Here is an 18071-nt window from a genome sequence, read left to right as displayed (position 1 = left end):
TATACGTAGACTGGCTACATGTAGGCACGAAATCTATGAATTAAGGGTCATCTCCGGGACATTCCCTGAGGCCGTCCCCGGAAAGACCCGGCTACCCTGGTAGGCGGCGATGTGTAGACTGTCTATCTATGAAGGCCGACAGCCTGCGCGGGCACCTCGACGCGCTGCTCCTCGCCGTCCTCGACGGCCGGAAGCTGCACGGGTACGCCATCATCGAGGCGCTCCAGCTCCGCAGTGACGGTGCGCTCGACCTGCCGACGGGCACCGTCTACCCGGCGCTTCGCCGGTTGGAGCGCGCCGGTTTCCTCGCCAGCGAATGGGACGTCGTGTCCGGCCGCAAACGTCGTACGTACAAGCTCACCCGCTCCGGGCAGAAGGCGCTGGCGGCGGAACGGGCCGAATGGCAGGAGTTCACCACCGTGATCGGTGGTGTCCTCGGGGGGAGCACGGCATGAGCGCCATCGAGGCCTACATCGGCGATCTGGACAGACGGTTGAGCGGATCGGCGGGGGCCAAGGCCGATCTGCTCACCGAAGCGAGGGACGGTCTTTCCGACGCGGCCGAGGCTTATCGCGAGGGCGATGCGTGCCAGGGGGACGCCGAGCGGCGCGCCGTCGCGGACTTCGGCCCCGCCGCCGTGATCGCCCGCGAGTACCAGGCCGAACTGACGTTGCGCGGCGACATCGGCGCGTTGTGGAAGGTCATCATCGGCGTGCCGCTGTTCCAGCTGAGCTGGGAGCTGGCACGGATCTGGAGCTACGGCGACTGGAGCCGGATGGGGAAGCCGACCCCGGAGTGGTACCTGTCCGTCATCGAACTCTTCGGCGTCCTGGTCATCGTTTCGCCCCTGATCGGAGCGGTCGCGCTGGTCGGCGCCCGGCGGCTGGGGCGCAGGCTCGACAGCGTGAGACTGGGGAAGGTGACGCGGTGGACCGTGGGCGCCGCGACGATCACGAACCTGCTGGCGCTGCTGCTGCTCACCGTGGGCACCTCGGTCCTCGACCCGTCCAGGATGAACATGAGCCTGCCGTGCAACGTCCTGGCGGCCGGCTGGGCGGCGTTCAGTTTCTGGCTGCTCCCGGCGGTCTTCCGGTCCCGGCCCCTGGCCGTCGCATGAGCGCCATCGAGGCCTACATCGGCGACCTGGACAGGCGGCTGAGCGGTCCGGCGGGGGCCAAGGCCGATCTCCTCACCGAAGCGAGAGACGGTCTGACCGACGCGGCCGAGGCCTACTGTGCGGGCGGCTTCGACGAGGCGGACGCGGAACGCCGTGCCGTCGCCGACTTCGGCCCCGCCGACCTGATCGCCCGTGACTACCAGGCGGAACTGGGACTACGGCGCGACATCCGCGTCCTGTGGGAACTAATCGTCGGTGTCCCGCTGCTGATCCTCGCCTGGGATCTCGCGCGCGTGCTGAGCTCCGGCGGCTGGACGCGGTTGAGTCAGCCGCCGGTCTGGTACTTCCGCGCGATCGGCCTGGCCGACGTGCTGGCCGCGTTGTCCCCGACGGTCGCGATCGGCGGGCTGATCGTCGCCCGGCTGCTCTCGCGGCGGCGGGAAGGCCCGTCCGTCGCTCGCGTGGTCTCGTGGTCGCTGGCCGGCGCGGTGGGGCTGAACCTTCTCGCGGTCACGACTTACGGCGGTGCGACAGGGTTCCTGGAGCCCGCCCGGCTGATCGTCAGCGTGCCGTGCGCGGTCCTGTCCGGCGCGTGGATCCTGTTCAGCCTGCGGCTCACGGTCGCCGCGCGGAGCCGGAGAATCACGGCATGACGGTGATCGAGGCCTACCTCGGTGAGCTGCGCACCCGGCTGGACGGCCCGGCGTCGGCGAAGCGGGATCTGCTGCGCGAGGCGCGGGACGGGCTCAACGACGCCGCCGACGCCTACCGGGAGGGCGGCTGGAGCGAGCACGACGCGCAACGGCGTGCCGTCGCCGACTTCGGGCCGGTGCACCTGATCGCGCGGGACTACCAGGCCGAACTGGGCATGAACAGCGGGACCCGCACCCTGTGGAAGCTGATCCTCGGGGTGCCGTTGATGCAGCTGGCCTGGGAGTTCGCCCGCAAGTGGACCTTCGGCGACTGGTCGCAGCTCGCGACGCCGACACCGGGTTGGTACAAGTACGTCGCCCAGTTCACCCACGGCTCGGTGTTCGTCGTGCCGCTGCTGGGGGTGTTCGCGCTCGTCTGCATGCGCTGGCTCTCCCGGCGGATGGACGGGAGACGGCTGGTCAGGACCGCGGGCGTGCTGATCGGCGAGGCCGTCGGGCTGAACCTGTTCTCGGTGGCGCTGCTGGTGTTCGCCACCGGGCTCATCGACGCGTCACGGCTGTTCCTGTCGGTGCCGTGCGGGATCCTGATGGTGCTTTGGGTGGTGGTCAGTGTGCGACTCGCGTTGCTGGCGAGACGATCGTGGCGTTCGTGTGCCACGATCGTGCCGTGACGACCGCCCTGATCTATCTCGTAGTCATGCTGCTGGTGGCCGCGGTGGTGTTCCTGCTGGCCGCCGTGGTGTTCGGCAGGGGTGAGGAACTGGCCCCGCTGCCCCCGGGCGGCTCGCCGACCAGGCTGCCCGCCGAGGACATCACCGCCGAGGACGTCTACGCCGTCCGCTACCAGATGGTGCTGCGCGGGTACAAGATGTCCGAAGTGGACTGGGTGATGCGGCGCCTCGGCGTCGAGCTCGAGGAGCTGCGGTCCAGGGTGGCCGAGCTGGAAGCCGAGCGCGAGGGCGCCAGGTGACCGATGTCGTCGTCTCCGTCGACGTCGGGGTGCCGGCCGGGACGGCTTGGCTCGCCCTGACCGACTGGGAACGCCAAGGCGAATGGATGCTCGGCACCGAGGTCAAGGTCGTCGAGGGCAACGGGCGCAGTGTCGGCTCGAAGCTGTCGGCCTTCACCGGCGTCGCCGGGATCGGGTTCACCGACACCATGGAGATCACCAGCTGGGAGCCGCCGCTGCGCTGCGTCGTGCGGCATCTCGGCAAGATCGTGCAGGGCACCGGGGTCTTCCAGGTGATCGAGAAGGGGCCGCATTCGTCGACGTTCGTCTGGGCGGAGCATCTGCGGCCGCCGTTCGGCGTCGTCGGACGGCTCGGCTGGCCGGTCGCGAAACCGGGCTTCGAACTGGGACTGCGGCTGTGCCTGCAGAAATTCGTGAAGTACGCGGAGGGGTACCGGGTTGGCTGAGGCGGGTCTGCTGGGCGCGGACGGGATCAAGCGGTGCTCATGGGGCAACTCCGCCCCGGACTACGTGGAGTACCACGACACCGAATGGGGCGTCCCGCTCCACGGTGACGAGGAGTTGTACGAACGCCTGTGCCTGGAGTCCTTCCAGTCCGGGCTCTCCTGGATCACGATCCTGCGGAAGCGGGAGTCGTTCCGGAAGGCGTTCAAGAAGTTCAAGCCGAAGAAGGTCGCCGTCTTCACCGACGACGACGTCGAACGGCTGATGCAGGACGCGTCGATCGTGCGGAACCGGGCGAAGATCCTGGCGGCGATCAACAATGCCAAGGCGATCGAGGAACTGGACGGTTCGCTGGACGACCTGCTGTGGTCGTTCGCGCCGTCACGGCACAAACGGCCTCGCACGATGGGCGACGTCCCGGCGATCACCGACGAGTCGAAGGCGATGGCGAAGGAACTCAAGAAGCGCGGCTTCGCGTTCCTGGGGCCGACGACCTGCTACGCGCTGATGCAGGCGACGGGGATGGTCGACGACCACGTGAAGGACTGCTTCCGGGCGGGTTAGGCGCCGCTCCGGCGGTGGAGGTCTTCGGCCAGTCGCTCCAGCTTCCGGTAGCTGCCGTCGAGTTCGATCACTCCGCCGTCGCGCAGTTCGATCACGCACTTCGCGACGTAGGCGACGGGAATGAAGTTCAGCCAGTGCTCGACGCTCTTGTAGCGCACTGCGCGGACTTCGGCCCAGGTGATCGCGTGCGGGACCTTGCGCCCGTGGACTTCGGCGAAGCCACCGGTGAAGACGTAGATGCCGCCGTCGAGGCGTTTCCTCGTCGAGTAGCACCAGGCGAGGAACAGCGGCGGCCACAGGAACAGCACGACGCCGAGCGCCTTCACCGGGTCTCCGCCGAGGGTGCCGATGAGGATCCCGCCCGCCAGCGGGGCGAACGCGAAGAAGGTGCCTGTCAGGCCCGGCCTCCGGCGGTAGCGGGTGACGCAGTCGCCGAGGTCGTGCTCCGCGGCTTTCGCCTGGAGGTGGGCCGGGGTCGGGGTCACGGCTGGACGTTAGCGGCCCCCGCTCGGTACCGGTCCCGATGTGCCTCCCGCGCGCTATGAAAGGCCCGTTACTTGCAAAATTTGCAAGTAACGGGCCTTTCATAGCGTCTCTTGGGGGCGCTTACTTGCCCTGGAAGGTCGGCTTGCGCTTGCCCACGAAGGCCTCGACGGCCTCGGTGTGGTCGGCGGTCGCGCCGAGCGCGGCCTGAGCGTCGTCCTCGGCGGCGAGCGCCTCGTCGAGCGAGGACTCGGCGGCCACGGACAGCACGTTCTTGATCTTCGCGTACGCGACCGTCGGGCCGGCCGCGAGCTTCGCGGCGAGCTTCTGCGCGCGGGCCGCCAGTTCTTCGTCCGGGACGACCTCACTGACCAGGCCGAGCGTCAGCGCCTCGGCCGCGTCGACCGTGCGCGCCAGCAGCATCAGTTCGGCCGCGCGGCCGAGGCCGATCAGCCGCTGCAACGTCCACGACGCGCCCGAGTCCGGCCCGAGGCCGACGTTCGCGAACGCCATCAGGAAGTTCGCCGACGTCGACGCGATGCGGAGGTCGCTCGCGTAGGCGAAGGCGGCACCGGCGCCGGCCGCCGGGCCGTTCACCGCGGCGATGACCGGCTTCGGCATCCCGACGATGGTCTTGACGATCGGGTTGTAGTGCTCCTTGACCGTGTGTAGCGGAGCCGGGTCACCCGCCTGCAGCAGCCCGACATGCTCCTTCAAATCCTGCCCGGCGCAGAACGCCTTGCCCGAACCGGTCAGCACGACCGCGCGGACACTGTCGTCGGCCGCGGCCTCGCGCAGCCCCGCCAGCAGCAGTTCCTTGAGTTCGACGGTCAGCGAGTTGTACGCCTGCGGCCGGTTCAGCGTGAAGGTGCGCACGCCATCGGCGTCGGCGGTCAGCAGAACGTCGGATGTGGTCACGGGATCTCCTAGTCGGCGAAACTGCGGTCTGAGACGAAGTCTTTCAGCCTCGCGAGCCGCATACCAGCACCGATACGGCGGCAAAAGATCGGTCCGCGTTCGCGCTCGGCCGCTGATGAGGGACAATGGACAGTAGACCCGGCTGGCTTTGACGAGCGCGACCCGGGCGCGCCGGTTGAGACGGAGGGAGCACGCTATGGCGGCCATGAAGCCCCGGACCGGAGATGGTCCCCTCGAAGTGACTAAGGAGGGGCGGGGCCTCGTGATGCGCGTACCACTCGAGGGTGGTGGGCGCCTCGTCGTCGAACTCTCCGCGGAAGAAGCGAAGGATCTCGGCGCGGCCTTGCAGGAGGTCACCGGCTGAGCCCGGACCGCACCTACGTTCAACCACCCGCACCCCGGTCTCCGTTCGGAGGCCGGGGTCGCGGTTCATCTGCGCCCGGAGGTCGCTCACTGTGCGTAACCCGCTACCCCCCGTTCCGGGGAAGCTGCTCGAAATCGAGGTCTCGGACGATCTGCGGCGCGGTACGCCGCTGGCCACGCTGATCGCGGCGCCGTCCGAAGAGGACGGTGACGCCGGACTCGCGGAGATCGGCGGTGTGCGGCCCACCGGCAAGGCCGGGGACGTGCAGACCGTGCCGACCGGCCGCACCCGTTGGCTGGCAGGCGTCGGCGACGGTGAACCACGGCAGTACCGCAAGGCCGGTGCCGCGCTGGTCCGCGCCGTCTCGGCGGCGCTGGACGAAGACGTCAAGGCGGGCGAGAAGGCGTTCCGCGGCTTTGCCGTCGAACTGCCCGAGGACGTCGGCGCCGAGCACCTCGAGGAACTGGCTTTCGGGCTGCTGCTCGGCGGCTACCGGTTCACGGTGACGGCGGAGGAGCCGAAACCGAGCCTGCGGACCGTGCGCTTGCTCACTCGCTACGAACGCGCCGTGCCCGCGTACGAGAAGGCGCTCGAGCGGATCCGCGAACTCGCCGCGGCCGCCTCGTTCGCCCGCGATCTGGCGAACGCGCCTTCGAACATCAAGACCCCCGCCTGGCTCGCCGACACCGCCGCGCGCGTCGCCGGCGGCATCCCGAACCTGACCGTTTCGGTCCGGGACGAGAAGTGGCTGGCGGAGCAGGGCTTCGGCGGCGTCCTCGCCGTCGGCGGCGGCTCGGCCGCTCCGCCACGGCTGATCGAGCTGGAGTACCGGCCGCGCGGGGCGGCGACGCATCTGCTGCTGGTCGGCAAGGGCATCACCTTCGACACCGGCGGCCTGTCGATCAAACCGGCCGACGGCATGCACCTCATGCGCACCGACATGGCGGGCGGCGCGGCGATCATCGCCGCGGTCCGCGCGATCGCCGCGCTGCGCCTGCCGGTCAAGGTGACCGGGCTGGTGCCCGCCGCCGAGAACCACGTGTCCGGTTCGTCGTACCGGCCGGGCGACATCGTCCGCCACTACGGCGGCAAGACGACCGAGGTGGGCAACACCGACGCCGAGGGCCGCATGGTCCTCGCCGACGCGCTCGTCTACGGCATCAAGAAGCACAAACCGGACGCCGTGATCGACGCGGCGACGCTGACCGGCGCCATGAAGGTCTCGCTCGGCGTCCGGACCGGCGGCGTGTTCGCCACCGACGACGCGCTCGCGGAGCGGGTCACGAAGGCCGGCGAGCGGGTCGGCGAGGCGTGGTGGCGGATGCCGCTGCTGGAAGACCTGGCCGAGACCGTGCAGGGCTCACTCGGCGACGTCCGGCAGGCGCCCGGTGGCCCCGGCGGCATCGTCGCGGCGCTGTTCCTGCGGGAGTTCGTCGGCGACGTGCCGTGGGCGCATCTCGACATCGCCGGCCCCGCGCGGGCCGACAAGACCTACGCCGACGTCGTGCCGGGAGCCACCGGTTTCGCCGCGCGGACGCTGGTCGAACTGGTCGCTTCCTACGCCTGACCTGCGGTTCATCGACGGGGCGGTAGCAAGGGACCTTTGCTGTCGCCCCGCGTGCGCACCCTCGGCATGGGCTGGGTCGGCGCGTCACCGGCATGCGCGGTGAGCCGGCGGGCGGTGCCGGTCGCGGGGCCCTTCAGGTACCGGAACACGAGCCACGCCGTCACGGAGCCGAGGACGAGACCGGCGAGGACGTCGTGCGGATAGTGCGCGCCGACGAAGACCCGGGAGAAGCCCATCAGCAGGGCGCCCGGAAGCACCCACGGCGCGAGCCGTCGCCAGGCGAGGGCGAGTCCGACGGCGGCCGCCGCCGCGACCGTGGAGTGGTTGCTCGGGAAGGACCAGTCGCCGATCGGCGGGCAGTCGACGAGCGTGACGAGGCCCCGGCACGGCCGGTCCTCGCGGATCACGCTCTTCGCCCCTTCGCTGATCAGGTACGCGATCGCGCACGCGCCGGGCACCAGCAGCGACACCGCGAGCCGGGTGGGCGAGGTGCGGGCCCGCCAGGCGACCCAGACCATCAAGGCGGCGAAGATCAGCATTCCCGCGTCGGTGAACAGGATGCCGGAGGCCTGAAGCCAGCTGGGGCTCTCGCCGGCCATCTCCACGATGTCGTCGTACATTCACCCTAAGTTAGCGAAACCGACATCGGCACCGCCTTGCACCATCGTCAAGGGCCGCCCCTGACGATCGTCACCACTGCTGAGCGCGGACTCGCTCCCGGAAGCGCATGACCGCGGGCGTCAGGACGACGTCCTTCCGCCACGCCAGCCCGATGGTCCGCCCGACCGGCGGCACCAGCGGGACTTCGGCGACGCCCGCCGGGCTGCCGGGTTCGAACCGGGGGAGCAGTGCCACGCCGAGCCCGGCCGCGACCAGTCCTCGGACGGTGTCGGACTCCTGGCCCTCGAAGGCGATCTTCGGCTCGAAGCCCGCTTCGGCGCACAGGTCGTCCGTGATGGTGCGGAGGCCGTAGCCGGTCTCGAGGAGGACGAACTCCTCGTCCTTGAGATCTTCGATGGCCGCGTTGGGCCGGTCGGCGAGGCGGTGTGACGTCGGGACGGAGAGGAAGATCTCCTGCTCGGCGAGCACGGCGGTGTCGAGCAGCGGGTCGTCGACGGGTGCGGGCGCGAGCAGCGCGAGGTCCAGTTCGCCGCTGGTCAGCCTGTCGACCATGTCCTGACGTGAGCCTTGGACCAGCGTGAAGCGCACGTGGGGATGGTCCGCGCGGTAGCCGCGGAGCAGGGTGGGGACCAGTGACCGGCCGAGCAGGTGCAGAAACCCGAGGACGATGTGCCCGGATCCGGGGTCGACCTCTTCGCGGGCTTGGCGGACTCCGGCGTCGACGGCGGCGAGGGCGCGTTCGGCGGCGTCGGCCAGCAGTTCGGCGGCCCGGGTGAGCCGGATGCCGCGGCCGTCGGGGACCGTCAGCGGGGCGCCGAGCGCCTCGCCGAGTGCCGCGATCCGGCGGCTTACCGTGGGCTGCGGGACGCCGAGCAGTTCGGCCGCGCGTGTGATGTTCGTCGTGCGGCGAAGTGCGGTGAGCAGCGCGAGCTGGGGGGCTAGCTGGGCGGTCATCCTTTCATTCAGCACGGTATCGATTGTGACAGATGAGCGTATTAGACGTATTGGTTAGCCCGGCTTAGCTTCAAGATCGTGCCTGCCACCGGAACCACCCGCCGCGTGACGATCGCCGTCGCCGCGGCCGGGATCTCCTCGTTCGCCCTGCTCTACGCGCCACAGCCGGTGCTGCCGCAGCTGGCCGAGCAGTACCACCTCGACCCCGGCGGCGCGTCGCTCGCGGTGAGCGTCGCGACCGGCGCGCTCGCGATCGCCGTCCTGCCGATCGCGGCGCTCTCCGAGGTGGTGGGACGGCGTCCGGTGATCATCGCCTCGGTGGTCGCGTCGGTCGTGTTCGGTTTCCTGCTGCCGCTGGCGCCCAGCTACCCGGCGCTGCTGGTGCTGCGGGCGCTGCAGGGGATCGCCATCGCGGGGTTCCCCGGAGTGGCCGCGGCCTACCTCGCGGAACGGCTCGGCAAGGCCGGGCTCGCGGCCGCGGTGGGCGCGATGATCGCCGGGAACACCGTCGGCGGCATGGTCGGCAGGCTCGCGGCCGGGTTCACCGCCGGTCCGTTCGGCTACCACGGCGCGCTGCTCGTCGTCGCCGGGATCGGGCTGGTCTGCGCGGTGGTCACGGTGCTGGCCCTGCCACCGGCGGAGCAAGGGACCTTTGCTATCACTTCCGACGATCGTCGCAGGTCAGAGCGGTTGCGCGAGCAGGGCCGGGCAGTGCTGGCCGGGCTCGGAGCGGCCGTCCGGAAGCCGGTCCTGCTGGTCCAGTACGCGGTCGCGCTGCTGGCGATGGGCTCGTTCGTCGCGCTGTACAACGCCGCCGGATTCCGCCTGACCGGCGAGCCGCTGGACCTCTCGCCCGCGATCGCGTCGCTCGTCTTCCTCGCCTACGCGATGGGCTCGGTCTCGTCGGCGACCGCGGGCAGGCTCGTCGGCCGGTTCGGGCGCCGCCGGGCGCTCGCGGGCGCACTGCTGCTCACGATCGCGGGCGCCGCGCTGACGCTGTCCGACTCGCTGTCGCTGGTCATCCTCGGTTTCGTGGTGCTGACCGGCGCGTTCTTCGCCGCGCACGCGGTCGCCAACGGCTGGGCCGCCGCGGAGGCTCCCGAGAACGCCCGAGGCCAGGTCGGCGGGCTTTACACGCTTTCGTACTACCTCGGCAGCAGCATCGGCGGCACTGTCGGCGCGACCGTCTACGGACACGCGGGCTGGACCTGGCTGATCGTGCTCACCGCCGCTTGGCTCGCCATCGCCGCGGTCGCCGTGCTGAAGGGGACTTTCCCCGCATCGCACGTGGTGAAAGCGCCCTTCGCCGCGTCAGATGCGGTGAAAGCGTCCTTCAGATGACTGCGCGAGTCCCTTGCTACGCGATCGCGGCGACCAGCAGCCCGCCGCCCACCGGCAGCAGCGCCGGGACCAGTCGCTCGTCCTCCCGGAAGGCCCGCGCGACCTCGCGCAGCGCGAGCGTGTCCGGATCGCGTCGTGAGGGATCCGTCACTCGGGCGCCGGAGACGTTGTGGAACGCCAGTATCCCGCCGGGCCGGAGCAGCGCGACGGCCTTCTCGTAGCAACTCGGGTACTCGATCGGCGCCGAATCGACGAACACCAGGTCGTAGCCGCCGGGGGTGAGCCGGGGGAGGACGTCGAGCGCGCGGCCCATGATCAGCCGGGTCCGTCCCGGCGGGTAACCGGCCTCCCGGAACGCGGACCTGGCCGCCCGGTGGTACTCCGGCTCGATGTCGATCGAGGTGAGGATCCCGTCGTCGACCATGCCCCTGAGCAGGCACAACCCGCTCACGCCCGCCCCGGTCCCGACCTCGACGACGGCTTTCGCGCGCAGTGTCGTGGCGAGAAAACGCAGCGTCGCGCCCGCGCCCGCGCTCAGCGGACCGCACCCCAGATCGGCCGACCGCGCCCGCGCGGTGGCCAGTACCTCGTCGTCGGGGAGGTACCCGTCGACGAGGTCGGCGTCGGCGGCCTCGGCTGGCGAGCCCGCATGCGTCCCGGAATTCACACGCGGAGGTTAGCGCTGCCTGTGGACAAAACAGCGAAGACTCCCTGGTACCGACTTCTCAGCCTCTTCTCAGTCCTGTCTCACTAGAAACATAAGCAGGCCGGACAGACTGGGTCTCGACAACGGGAACACCGTGCACATCGCCCGCGTTGGGTGGAGTAGTTGGGAGAAGACGCTGATGGAGGTGCCTACTTCCCCGATGCAGGAGACGATGCAGGACCAGCACGCGGGCCAGGTCACGCCGGTGACCGTGGACGAGACCGCATGGACGCCACCCTCGTGGGACGAGGTCGTGCGTGAACACGCCGACCGCGTCTACCGGCTGGCGTACCGACTGACCGGTAACGCCCACGACGCCGAGGACCTGACGCAGGAGACCTTCATCCGGGTCTTCCGTTCCCTCGCGTCCTACAAGCCCGGCACGTTCGAAGGCTGGCTGCACCGCATCACCACGAACCTCTTCCTCGACATGGCCCGCCGCCGCTCACGCGTGCGGATGGAAGGCCTCCCCGAGGACACCGACCGCATCGTCGGTGACGACCCGAGCCCGGAGCAGGTCTACTCGGACACCCATCTCGACCCGGACCTGCAGGCCGCGCTCGACGAGCTGCCGCCCGAGTTCCGTGCCGCGGTCGTGCTGTGTGACGTCGAAGGCCTCTCGTACGAGGAGATCGGCGCCACTCTCGGTGTCAAGCTCGGCACCGTGCGCAGCCGGATCCACCGTGGCCGCCAGGCGCTTCGCGCTTCTTTGGAGCGTCGTCGCGCCGCGGCGCAGGAGTCTGCGAAGGTGGGGGTATGACCGCACCGCGAGGCTGGGGACTCCCCGAGTCGCATCTGCTTCCGGACGCCATCGTCGCCTTCGTGGACGGCGAGCTGACCCTCGGCGCCCAGGACAGGGCATCGGCGCATATCGCCCGCTGCCCGTCGTGTGCGGCCGAGGTCACCGCGCAGCGCCAGGCCGTCACCGCCGTGAAGCAGGCGGGAGCCCCGTCGATGTCGGCGGGTTTCCTGGCCAGCCTGTGCTCCATCCCGCAGAACACCGAACTTCCCGGCGCGCCGGACAACCTGGCGATGACGGCCGACGGTCAGCTGGTGGCCATCCAGCGGCCCGACAGGGTCGCCGGCCTTCGTGACACCGGAGTGCTGGGCGGGACAGCCCCGTTGGGCTCATCGGCGCCACTGGGCCAGTCCCCGAATGTCCTCGGTGGTGGAAAGTTCGGCCTCGCACGGCGGAAGTACGCGCAGGGCGCCGGCGTCGTCGTTTCGGGTCTGGTGCTGAGCGCCCTGGCCCTGGTCGCGACCTCGGGTGAGGGCGTCGAAGACCAGCCGAGCCCCGCGTTCGTACCCCCGCAGGGCGTCAACGCCGGGCTGCTGCCCGCGCAGCTGGGCGGCGGCACCAAGCCGGAACCGTCGCACAGCCCCGCGCCGAGCCCGAGCACGTCGAGCCTGCCCGTGCCCATCTCGGCCCGCTGATCCGCTTCGTCAGGGTTTGACGAAGCAGATCGTCGCGCTCTTGAAGTTCGAAGTCCCGTAGCTGGCGTAGGAGATGACCTCCGCCGTGCCTTCGGCGCACGGACTGTTCACCACGCTCATCTGCGGGAAGACCTCGCTGATCCTCAGCCGCGCCGAGCCGCAGTCCTTCAGCGGCGGCGGGGTCTTGCTCTCGATGTCGTCGAAGCACAGCCCGACCTTGGCGTTGATCGCCAGGCACAGGGCGACGCCGTCGCCGCGACCCGGCCGGGGGACGGTGTACTGGTAAAAACCGTCCTTGCAGTTCCAGTCGCCCTTGGCGACGCCGGTGAGGCTCACCGCGTAGGGCGCTTGCGGGGAATCACACGACGTCTTGACCGCGTCCGCCTCCTTGCCGGAGCCGGTCAACACGACGCAGTCGCCCTCGGTCAGGCCCTTCGCCTGCTTCTCCGGCCCGACGGCCGCCCTCAACACGAAGATCAGGCCGATCCCGCCGCCGACCACGACGAGCGCGCCGACGAGCAACAGCACCTTCAGCTTGGTGGACAAGCCCTTCTTTTTGGGCGGTTGCTGCGGCCAACCCTGCTGCTGGGGCCACTGCTGCTGTTGCTGGGACCATTGTTGTTGAGGCGGGAACTGTCCCCCGTGATTTTCCGACATGCCGGTTAGACTGCCAGACGTGAGACATGGTTGCTTCAAGTGTCACATTTCTGGCCGATCCGGGGAATCAACGCGCACTTCACCGTGGTCACGGCAGAATCCAGGGCAGGGCCTGGCGTACTCTCGCGTCCGGCCAACCTGATCTCAGCCCCGGGGAATGATGACCGAGCAGCCGAACGCGAATCCGCAGCAGCCTGGTGACCCGGCGGGGGATCGGCTGGCACCGCGCCCGCTGGCCAGGCCCGCCGTCGATCCGGCGCAGGCGGCCACGTTCGGCAGGCCGCGTGGCGTCGATGGCGCCTTCGACAAGCTGTACCAGCCCGGGACGAACGGGCAGGCCGCGCCGGGGATGAACCTGGCGCCGCCGACGCCGGAATCGCTCGCCGAAGCCTTCCGCCGCCCGCCGGGCGCCGAAGGTGTCGTGCTGGAGCGGCCGCACGGGAGCAACGGCTCCGAAGCTTCCGCGAACGGCGCGGAAAACCCGCTCTGGACCACGACGTCGGACCCGTGGCGCGACCCCTCCTCCGGCGCGGTGCTCGCCGGGCCCGCCGTGCAGCAGGAGTCGGAAGCCGAGAAGGACGCGAAGCGCCCGCAAGGTGCGCTGCTGAGCCTGCCGGAGGTCCTCTTCGGGCGCCGCGTGCAGACGAAGGCGCTGGCGATCCTCGCCGGCGTCGCGCTGGTCATCGGTGCCGCGGGCGGGCTGATCGGCTGGTGGTTCGCCGACACCGGCACCGAGCTGACAGGGCAGGCCAGCATTTCCGAGGCCGACGCGGCCAAGGAGCGCCCGGCGGGCTCGATCGCGGACATCGCCCACCGGGTGGCGCCCGCCGTGGTCTCGCTCGAGGTGTTCAAACCCGGCGCCGACTCCGGCCAGCAGGGCTCCGGCGTCGTCATCGACACCCAGGGCTACGTGCTCACGAACGAGCACGTGATCTCCGCCGCGACGGCCGACGCGGCCACCAAGGTCACCGCCGTGTTCTTCGACGGCAGGCGCGTCGAGGCGAAGGTCGTCGGCGCCGACGCCAAAACCGACCTGGCCGTGGTCAAGGTCGACGTCAAGAACCTGACGGCACTGCAGGTCGGGAAGTCCGCGGACCTCGCCGTCGGCGATTCGGTGATCGCCGTCGGTTCGCCGCTGGCACTGCAGAACTCGGTCACCGCCGGCATCGTGAGCGCGCTCAACCGCCCGGTGACCGCGGGCGGCGACGGCGGCAGCGCCCCGGTGATCTACGAGGCCATCCAGACCGACGCCGCGATCAACCACGGCAACTCGGGCGGCGCGCTCGTCGACGCGACCGGCGCGCTGGTCGGGATCAACTCGGCGATCCGCTCGTCGAGCGCCGAGGGCGGCAGCATCGGCATCGGCTTCGCCATCCCGAGCGACTACGCGGTGAAGATCGCGAAAACCCTGATCAAGGACGGAAAAGTCGTCCACCCCGACATCGGCATCAACGCTTCGTCGACCGTCGCGGGCTCCAGCACCATGGGCGCGCAGGTGCGCAATGTCGCCCCCGGCGGCCCGGCCGCGTCGGCCGGGATCAAGGAAGGCGACGTGATCACCGAGGTCGGCGGACGGCTCGTGCGCGACTCGGCGGAGCTGCTCGTCGCGGTCCGCGCGCGCGAAGTCGGCGAGATGGTTCCTGTCCGCCTTGTCCGGGATGGGTCTTCACTTGTGGTGGACGTGAAACTGGCCTCGGACTAGCAAGTCCGGACGGGTACCCTGAACGGGGAAGACGCCGAGGCGGAGGTTCACACGGGTGTTCGAAAGTGTCGGCTGGGGCGAGATCCTCATCATCATCGTCGCGGGTCTGTTCATTCTCGGTCCGGAGCGGCTCCCTGAAGCGGCGGCGTGGATGGCGAAGAGCGTCCGCAAGGTCCGCGAGTTCGCGACCGGGGCCAAGACGCAACTGCGTGAGGAGATGGGCCCGGAGTTCGATCAGCTGCGCAAGCCGCTGGAGGACCTGCGAGGCCTGCGGAACTTCGACCCGAAGCGGGTCGTCACCCAGCACCTGTTCGACGGTGACTCGGATCCGCTGGGGCTCAAGGACGTCAACGGCACGAATGGCGCCAACGGGACCAATGGCGCCAACGGTGCGGCCAAGCCCAACGGTTACCCGGCGACCGCCGCGCAGCCCGAGCCGCTGAAGCCGGGCGAGCGCCCTCCGGTCGACCCCGACGCCACCTGATCCCTCCCGCGTTTAGTCCTCTAGTCGCGTGGCACTCCGGATGCTATGAAAGGCCCGTTACTTGCAAATTTTGCAAGTAACGGGCCTTTCATAGCGTCTGTGGGGCCCGAAGTCAGCGGCCCGCGGGAGTCACGTTCAGCATCATCCCGGCCAGCCCGCGCGCCCGGACGGTCAGCTTCTTCGCCGCCTCCTTGAGCACGAGCGACGCCGGCGCGTCCGGCTCCGCCAGCACGATCGGCGTGCCCGCGTCGCCGAGGGTGACCACACGCGGGTCCATCGGGATCTGCCCGAGCAGCGGCACGGTCGAGCCGACCGACTTCGACAGCGAGTCGGCCACGGACTGCCCGCCGCCGGAGCCGAAGATCTCCATCCGCTCGCCGTCGGGCGTTTCGAGCCACGACATGTTCTCGATGACCCCGGCGACCCGCTGCCGCGTCTGCAGCGCGATCGCGCCCGCGCGCTCGGCGACCTCGGCGGCCGCCTGCTGCGGGGTGGTGACGACGAGGATCTCCGCGTTCGGGATGAGCTGTGCCACCGAGATCGCGATGTCGCCGGTGCCCGGCGGCAGGTCCAGCAGCAGGATGTCGAGGTCGCCCCAGAACACGTCGGCGAGGAACTGCTGCAGCGCGCGGTGCAGCATCGGCCCGCGCCACACGACCGGCGTGTTGCCCGGGGTGAACATGCCGATCGAGATGACCTTCACGCCGTGCGCCTGCGGCGGCATGATCATGGTGTCGACCTTGGTCGGCTTTTCGTGCGTGCCGAGCATCCGCGGCACCGAGTGGCCGTAGATGTCCGCGTCGACCACGCCGACGGAAAGCCCGCGCTCGGCCATCGCGGCCGCGAGGTTCACCGTCACCGAGGACTTGCCGACGCCGCCCTTGCCGGACGCGACGCAGTAGACCCGCGTCAGCGAGCCCGGCTGCGCGAACGGGATCACCGGTTCCGTGGCGTCGCCGCGCAGGGATTTTCGCAGTTCCGTGCGTTGTTCGTCGTTCATCACGTCGAGCTCGACCTTGACGTCGCTGACGCCGGGGAGCTTCGCGACCGCGTCGGTGGTGTCCTTGGTCAGCGTCGCCTTCAACGGGCAACCGGCGACCGTCAGGTAGATCCCGACGGTGACCACACCGTCCGAGCCCACCTCCACGCCCTTGACCATGCCGAGGTCGGTGATCGGTTTCTTGATCTCCGGGTCGTACACGGCCTTCAGCGCGGTGCGGACATCGTCGACGCTGGGGAGTTGCTGCGTACTGGTCACGCCTCCATGTTACGTACCGGTAGCGGCACGGTCGGGTTTGCCCTTGCGCGGCTTGGCATCAAGATCCTCCCGGAGGCGGTCGAGCTCGCTCCGCAGGAAGTCGCGCGTGGCGACCTCGCCGACCGCGATCCGCAGTGACGCGAGCTCCCTGGCGAGGTATTCGGTGTCCGCCTTGGTCTGCTCGGCCCGATTCCGGTCTTCCTCCAGCGAGACGCGGTCGCGGTCGTCCTGCCGGTTCTGCGCCAGCAGGATGAGCGGTGCGGCGTACGCGGCCTGCGTCGAGAACGCCAGATTCAGCAGGATGAACGGGTACGGGTCCCACTGAAGGGAGACCGCCACCAGGTTCAGCACGATCCAGACGATGACGGTCAGGGTCTGCCAGAACAGGTACTTGCCGGTGCCGAGGAACCGCGCGACCCGTTCGGTGAGCTTGCCGAAGGTGTCCGGATCCATGTTCAGCCTGAACCGGCCTTGGCCGCGGGGCTGGTCCAGCCGCCGCCCGGACGTCAGCTCAGGCACGTTCGGCCTCCTCTGTGTCGACAGTGATATCGCCGGTGATGTCGTGCAGCCCGGTCTCGCGCCAGTCTTCCGGCAGCAGGTGGTCGAGGACGTCGTCGACGGTGACCGCGCCCAGCAGGTGGTCTTCGGCGTCCACCACCGGCCCGCAGGTGAGGTTATAGGCGGCGAAGTAGCGGGTGACCTCGGACAAGGTGGCGTTCGGCCGCAGCGCGGGCAGCTGGCTGTCGACGGCGCTCGCCACCATCTCCGCGGGCGGTTCGCGCAGCAGACGCTGGAAGTGGACGACGCCGACGAAGCGCCCGGTCGGCGTTTCCGTCGGCGGGCGGCAGACGAACACCATGCTGGCCAGCGCCACCGGGAGGTCGGCGTTGCGGATGTGCGCGAGCGCCTCCGCGACGGTGGCGTCCGGCGTCAGCACCACCGGCTCGGGCGTCATCAGCCCGCCCGCGGTGTCCGAGGAGTACTTCAGCAGCCGCTTCACCGGCGCCGACTCCTCGGGTTCCATCAGTTCCAGGAAGCGGCTCTGTTCTGCGGGCGCCAGTTCGGCCAGCAGGTCGGCGGCGTCGTCGGGGTTCATCGTCTCGAGGATGTCGGCGGCCCGTTCCTCGGCGAGGTAGGACAGCAGTTCCTTCTGGTCGTCGTCGGGGAGTTCCTCGAGGAGGTCGGCGAGGTGCTCGTCGTCCATCGCGTCGGCGACCTCGTGCCGCCGTTTCAGCGGCAGGTCCCGCACGGTGGCGGCGACGTCCGCCGCGCGCATGGTGTCGAACAGCATCAGCAGCTGCGCCGCGCCCTGGGTCTGGCCGGTCAGGTCGGTGAGCCCGAGGCCGGACACCTCCGACCACGGCAGTACCTGCATCGGCGCGCGCCGCCTGCCGAGGCCGAGCCTGCTCGACCGTTCGCGGATCGCGAGTTTCGCGAGCACCCAGTCCCGGGTGCGCGTCGGCTCCATGGCGGCGTCGACGACGGTGACCCGGGTGTCCGAGCCCGCGAGCGTGGCGTACGCGTCGAACAGCTGCCCGACCACCAGCACCTCGTTGGGCCGCTGATGGAATCGCCGCATGTTGACCGAACCGGTGGCGAGTGTGATGGCGGTCGGCTCGATCGAGGTCACGCGCAACATCGGCACGAACACCCGGCGCCTCGTCGTCAGCTCGACCACGATGCCCAGGATCCGCGGCGGCTGCTGGTCGAGCCGGAGACCCGCCACCAGGTCCCGCACCTTGCCGATCGATTCACCATCGGGTCCGAAAACCGGCAAACCGGCCAGCTGAGCTGCGAATACCCTGTTCAAGGCGGCCATGTCCGAAGGTTATCG

Annotated in this window: 23 protein-coding genes; 14 read left to right on the top strand and 9 right to left on the bottom strand. The window is 69.8% G+C overall.

From position 1 onward, the window contains the following. Positions 1–128: 128 nt before the first annotated feature. Genes ACLJPX_RS40085 through ACLJPX_RS40055 form a run of 7 tightly spaced genes read left to right on the top strand, consistent with a single transcriptional unit; the run spans position 129 to position 3748 of the window. On the top strand, positions 129–455 hold the full coding sequence (locus ACLJPX_RS40085; protein WP_005155407.1) for a helix-turn-helix transcriptional regulator: 327 nt from the start codon (positions 129–131) through the stop codon (positions 453–455). Beyond that, complete coding sequence (locus ACLJPX_RS40080) at positions 452–1117, top strand: permease prefix domain 1-containing protein (protein WP_410605448.1); 666 nt, start codon at positions 452–454, stop codon at positions 1115–1117. The genes ACLJPX_RS40085 and ACLJPX_RS40080 overlap by 4 nt, the downstream gene beginning before the upstream one ends. Further along, a complete protein-coding gene (locus tag ACLJPX_RS40075; protein WP_410605447.1) occupies positions 1114–1770 on the top strand; it encodes a permease prefix domain 1-containing protein in 657 nt (218 codons plus the stop codon). Before ACLJPX_RS40080 ends, ACLJPX_RS40075 begins: the two co-directional genes overlap by 4 nt. Next, on the top strand, positions 1767–2441 hold the full coding sequence (locus tag ACLJPX_RS40070; protein WP_410605446.1) for a permease prefix domain 1-containing protein: 675 nt from the start codon (positions 1767–1769) through the stop codon (positions 2439–2441). Before ACLJPX_RS40075 ends, ACLJPX_RS40070 begins: the two co-directional genes overlap by 4 nt. Then, a complete protein-coding gene (locus ACLJPX_RS40065) occupies positions 2438–2740 on the top strand; it encodes a DivIVA domain-containing protein (protein ID WP_101612468.1) in 303 nt (100 codons plus the stop codon). The genes ACLJPX_RS40070 and ACLJPX_RS40065 overlap by 4 nt, the downstream gene beginning before the upstream one ends. After that, complete coding sequence (locus ACLJPX_RS40060; RefSeq protein ID WP_101612469.1) at positions 2737–3186, top strand: SRPBCC family protein; 450 nt, start codon at positions 2737–2739, stop codon at positions 3184–3186. Before ACLJPX_RS40065 ends, ACLJPX_RS40060 begins: the two co-directional genes overlap by 4 nt. Continuing rightward, positions 3179–3748 carry a DNA-3-methyladenine glycosylase I gene (locus tag ACLJPX_RS40055; RefSeq protein WP_410605445.1) on the top strand — a complete coding sequence of 190 codons (570 nt, stop codon included), beginning with the start codon at positions 3179–3181 and terminating at the stop codon, positions 3746–3748. The genes ACLJPX_RS40060 and ACLJPX_RS40055 overlap by 8 nt, the downstream gene beginning before the upstream one ends. On the opposite strand, the gene ACLJPX_RS40050 is transcribed toward ACLJPX_RS40055, so the two are convergent. Continuing rightward, positions 3745–4233 (bottom strand): hypothetical protein, encoded by a 489-nt coding sequence (locus ACLJPX_RS40050; RefSeq protein WP_410605444.1) that lies wholly within the window; start codon positions 4231–4233, stop codon positions 3745–3747. The two genes, ACLJPX_RS40055 and ACLJPX_RS40050, sit on opposite strands and share 4 nt — an antisense overlap. A gap of 121 nt (positions 4234–4354) precedes the next feature. Beyond that, positions 4355–5149 (bottom strand): enoyl-CoA hydratase/isomerase family protein, encoded by a 795-nt coding sequence (locus ACLJPX_RS40045; protein WP_101612472.1) that lies wholly within the window; start codon positions 5147–5149, stop codon positions 4355–4357. A gap of 196 nt (positions 5150–5345) precedes the next feature. Between ACLJPX_RS40045 and ACLJPX_RS40040 the strand changes: the two genes are divergently transcribed. Together ACLJPX_RS40040 and ACLJPX_RS40035 are read left to right on the top strand one after the other, a co-directional pair. Further along, the gene (locus tag ACLJPX_RS40040) at positions 5346–5513 is read left to right on the top strand and encodes a DUF3117 domain-containing protein (protein ID WP_005155393.1); all 168 of its coding nucleotides are present in this window, start codon (positions 5346–5348) and stop codon (positions 5511–5513) included. Positions 5514–5604: 91 nt separating this feature from the next. After that, the gene (locus ACLJPX_RS40035; protein ID WP_410605443.1) at positions 5605–7080 is read left to right on the top strand and encodes a leucyl aminopeptidase family protein; all 1476 of its coding nucleotides are present in this window, start codon (positions 5605–5607) and stop codon (positions 7078–7080) included. A gap of 8 nt (positions 7081–7088) precedes the next feature. Here the strand turns inward: ACLJPX_RS40035 and ACLJPX_RS40030 are convergent, their stop codons facing one another. Both ACLJPX_RS40030 and ACLJPX_RS40025 read right to left on the bottom strand, forming a co-directional pair. Then, on the bottom strand, positions 7089–7700 hold the full coding sequence (locus ACLJPX_RS40030; RefSeq protein ID WP_410605442.1) for a phosphatase PAP2 family protein: 612 nt from the start codon (positions 7698–7700) through the stop codon (positions 7089–7091). A 70-nt stretch (positions 7701–7770) separates the two neighbouring features. Further along, complete coding sequence (locus tag ACLJPX_RS40025; protein ID WP_410605441.1) at positions 7771–8655, bottom strand: LysR family transcriptional regulator; 885 nt, start codon at positions 8653–8655, stop codon at positions 7771–7773. Between the two features lie 105 nt (positions 8656–8760). Between ACLJPX_RS40025 and ACLJPX_RS40020 the strand changes: the two genes are divergently transcribed. Beyond that, the gene (locus tag ACLJPX_RS40020) at positions 8761–9996 is read left to right on the top strand and encodes an MFS transporter (protein ID WP_410605528.1); all 1236 of its coding nucleotides are present in this window, start codon (positions 8761–8763) and stop codon (positions 9994–9996) included. Between the two features lie 16 nt (positions 9997–10012). On the opposite strand, the gene ACLJPX_RS40015 is transcribed toward ACLJPX_RS40020, so the two are convergent. After that, on the bottom strand, positions 10013–10663 hold the full coding sequence (locus ACLJPX_RS40015) for an O-methyltransferase (RefSeq protein ID WP_076163290.1): 651 nt from the start codon (positions 10661–10663) through the stop codon (positions 10013–10015). Between the two features lie 178 nt (positions 10664–10841). On the opposite strand from ACLJPX_RS40015, the gene sigE reads away from it, so the two are divergent. Continuing rightward, positions 10842–11462, top strand: a complete 621-nt coding sequence (gene sigE / locus ACLJPX_RS40010) for an RNA polymerase sigma factor SigE (protein ID WP_410605440.1) — start codon at positions 10842–10844, stop codon at positions 11460–11462. Continuing rightward, the gene (locus ACLJPX_RS40005; RefSeq protein WP_101612478.1) at positions 11459–12136 is read left to right on the top strand and encodes an anti-sigma factor family protein; all 678 of its coding nucleotides are present in this window, start codon (positions 11459–11461) and stop codon (positions 12134–12136) included. The genes sigE and ACLJPX_RS40005 overlap by 4 nt, the downstream gene beginning before the upstream one ends. A 9-nt stretch (positions 12137–12145) precedes the next feature. On the opposite strand, the gene ACLJPX_RS40000 is transcribed toward ACLJPX_RS40005, so the two are convergent. Further along, positions 12146–12793 (bottom strand): hypothetical protein, encoded by a 648-nt coding sequence (locus tag ACLJPX_RS40000; RefSeq protein WP_410605439.1) that lies wholly within the window; start codon positions 12791–12793, stop codon positions 12146–12148. Between the two features lie 160 nt (positions 12794–12953). On the opposite strand from ACLJPX_RS40000, the gene ACLJPX_RS39995 reads away from it, so the two are divergent. Next, positions 12954–14495, top strand: a complete 1542-nt coding sequence (locus ACLJPX_RS39995) for a S1C family serine protease (RefSeq protein WP_410605438.1) — start codon at positions 12954–12956, stop codon at positions 14493–14495. Between the two features lie 55 nt (positions 14496–14550). Next, the gene (gene tatB / locus ACLJPX_RS39990) at positions 14551–14979 is read left to right on the top strand and encodes a Sec-independent protein translocase protein TatB (protein ID WP_410605437.1); all 429 of its coding nucleotides are present in this window, start codon (positions 14551–14553) and stop codon (positions 14977–14979) included. Between the two features lie 112 nt (positions 14980–15091). Here the strand turns inward: tatB and ACLJPX_RS39985 are convergent, their stop codons facing one another. From ACLJPX_RS39985 to ACLJPX_RS39975, 3 genes are read right to left on the bottom strand one after another with little or no spacing between them, the layout of a single operon-like run. Next, a complete protein-coding gene (locus ACLJPX_RS39985; protein ID WP_410605436.1) occupies positions 15092–16237 on the bottom strand; it encodes an Mrp/NBP35 family ATP-binding protein in 1146 nt (381 codons plus the stop codon). Between the two features lie 9 nt (positions 16238–16246). Beyond that, complete coding sequence (locus ACLJPX_RS39980) at positions 16247–16756, bottom strand: DUF1003 domain-containing protein (protein WP_101612482.1); 510 nt, start codon at positions 16754–16756, stop codon at positions 16247–16249. Next, positions 16749–18056 carry a magnesium transporter MgtE N-terminal domain-containing protein gene (locus tag ACLJPX_RS39975; RefSeq protein WP_101612483.1) on the bottom strand — a complete coding sequence of 436 codons (1308 nt, stop codon included), beginning with the start codon at positions 18054–18056 and terminating at the stop codon, positions 16749–16751. Before ACLJPX_RS39975 ends, ACLJPX_RS39980 begins: the two co-directional genes overlap by 8 nt. Positions 18057–18071: the final 15 nt, after the last annotated feature.

The organism is Amycolatopsis sp. lyj-90 (assembly GCF_046549035.1).
Lineage (GTDB): Bacteria > Actinomycetota > Actinomycetes > Mycobacteriales > Pseudonocardiaceae > Amycolatopsis.
The sequence above is the reverse complement of the archived record's forward strand: the minus strand, read 5'-3'. Positions and strand labels throughout refer to the sequence as shown.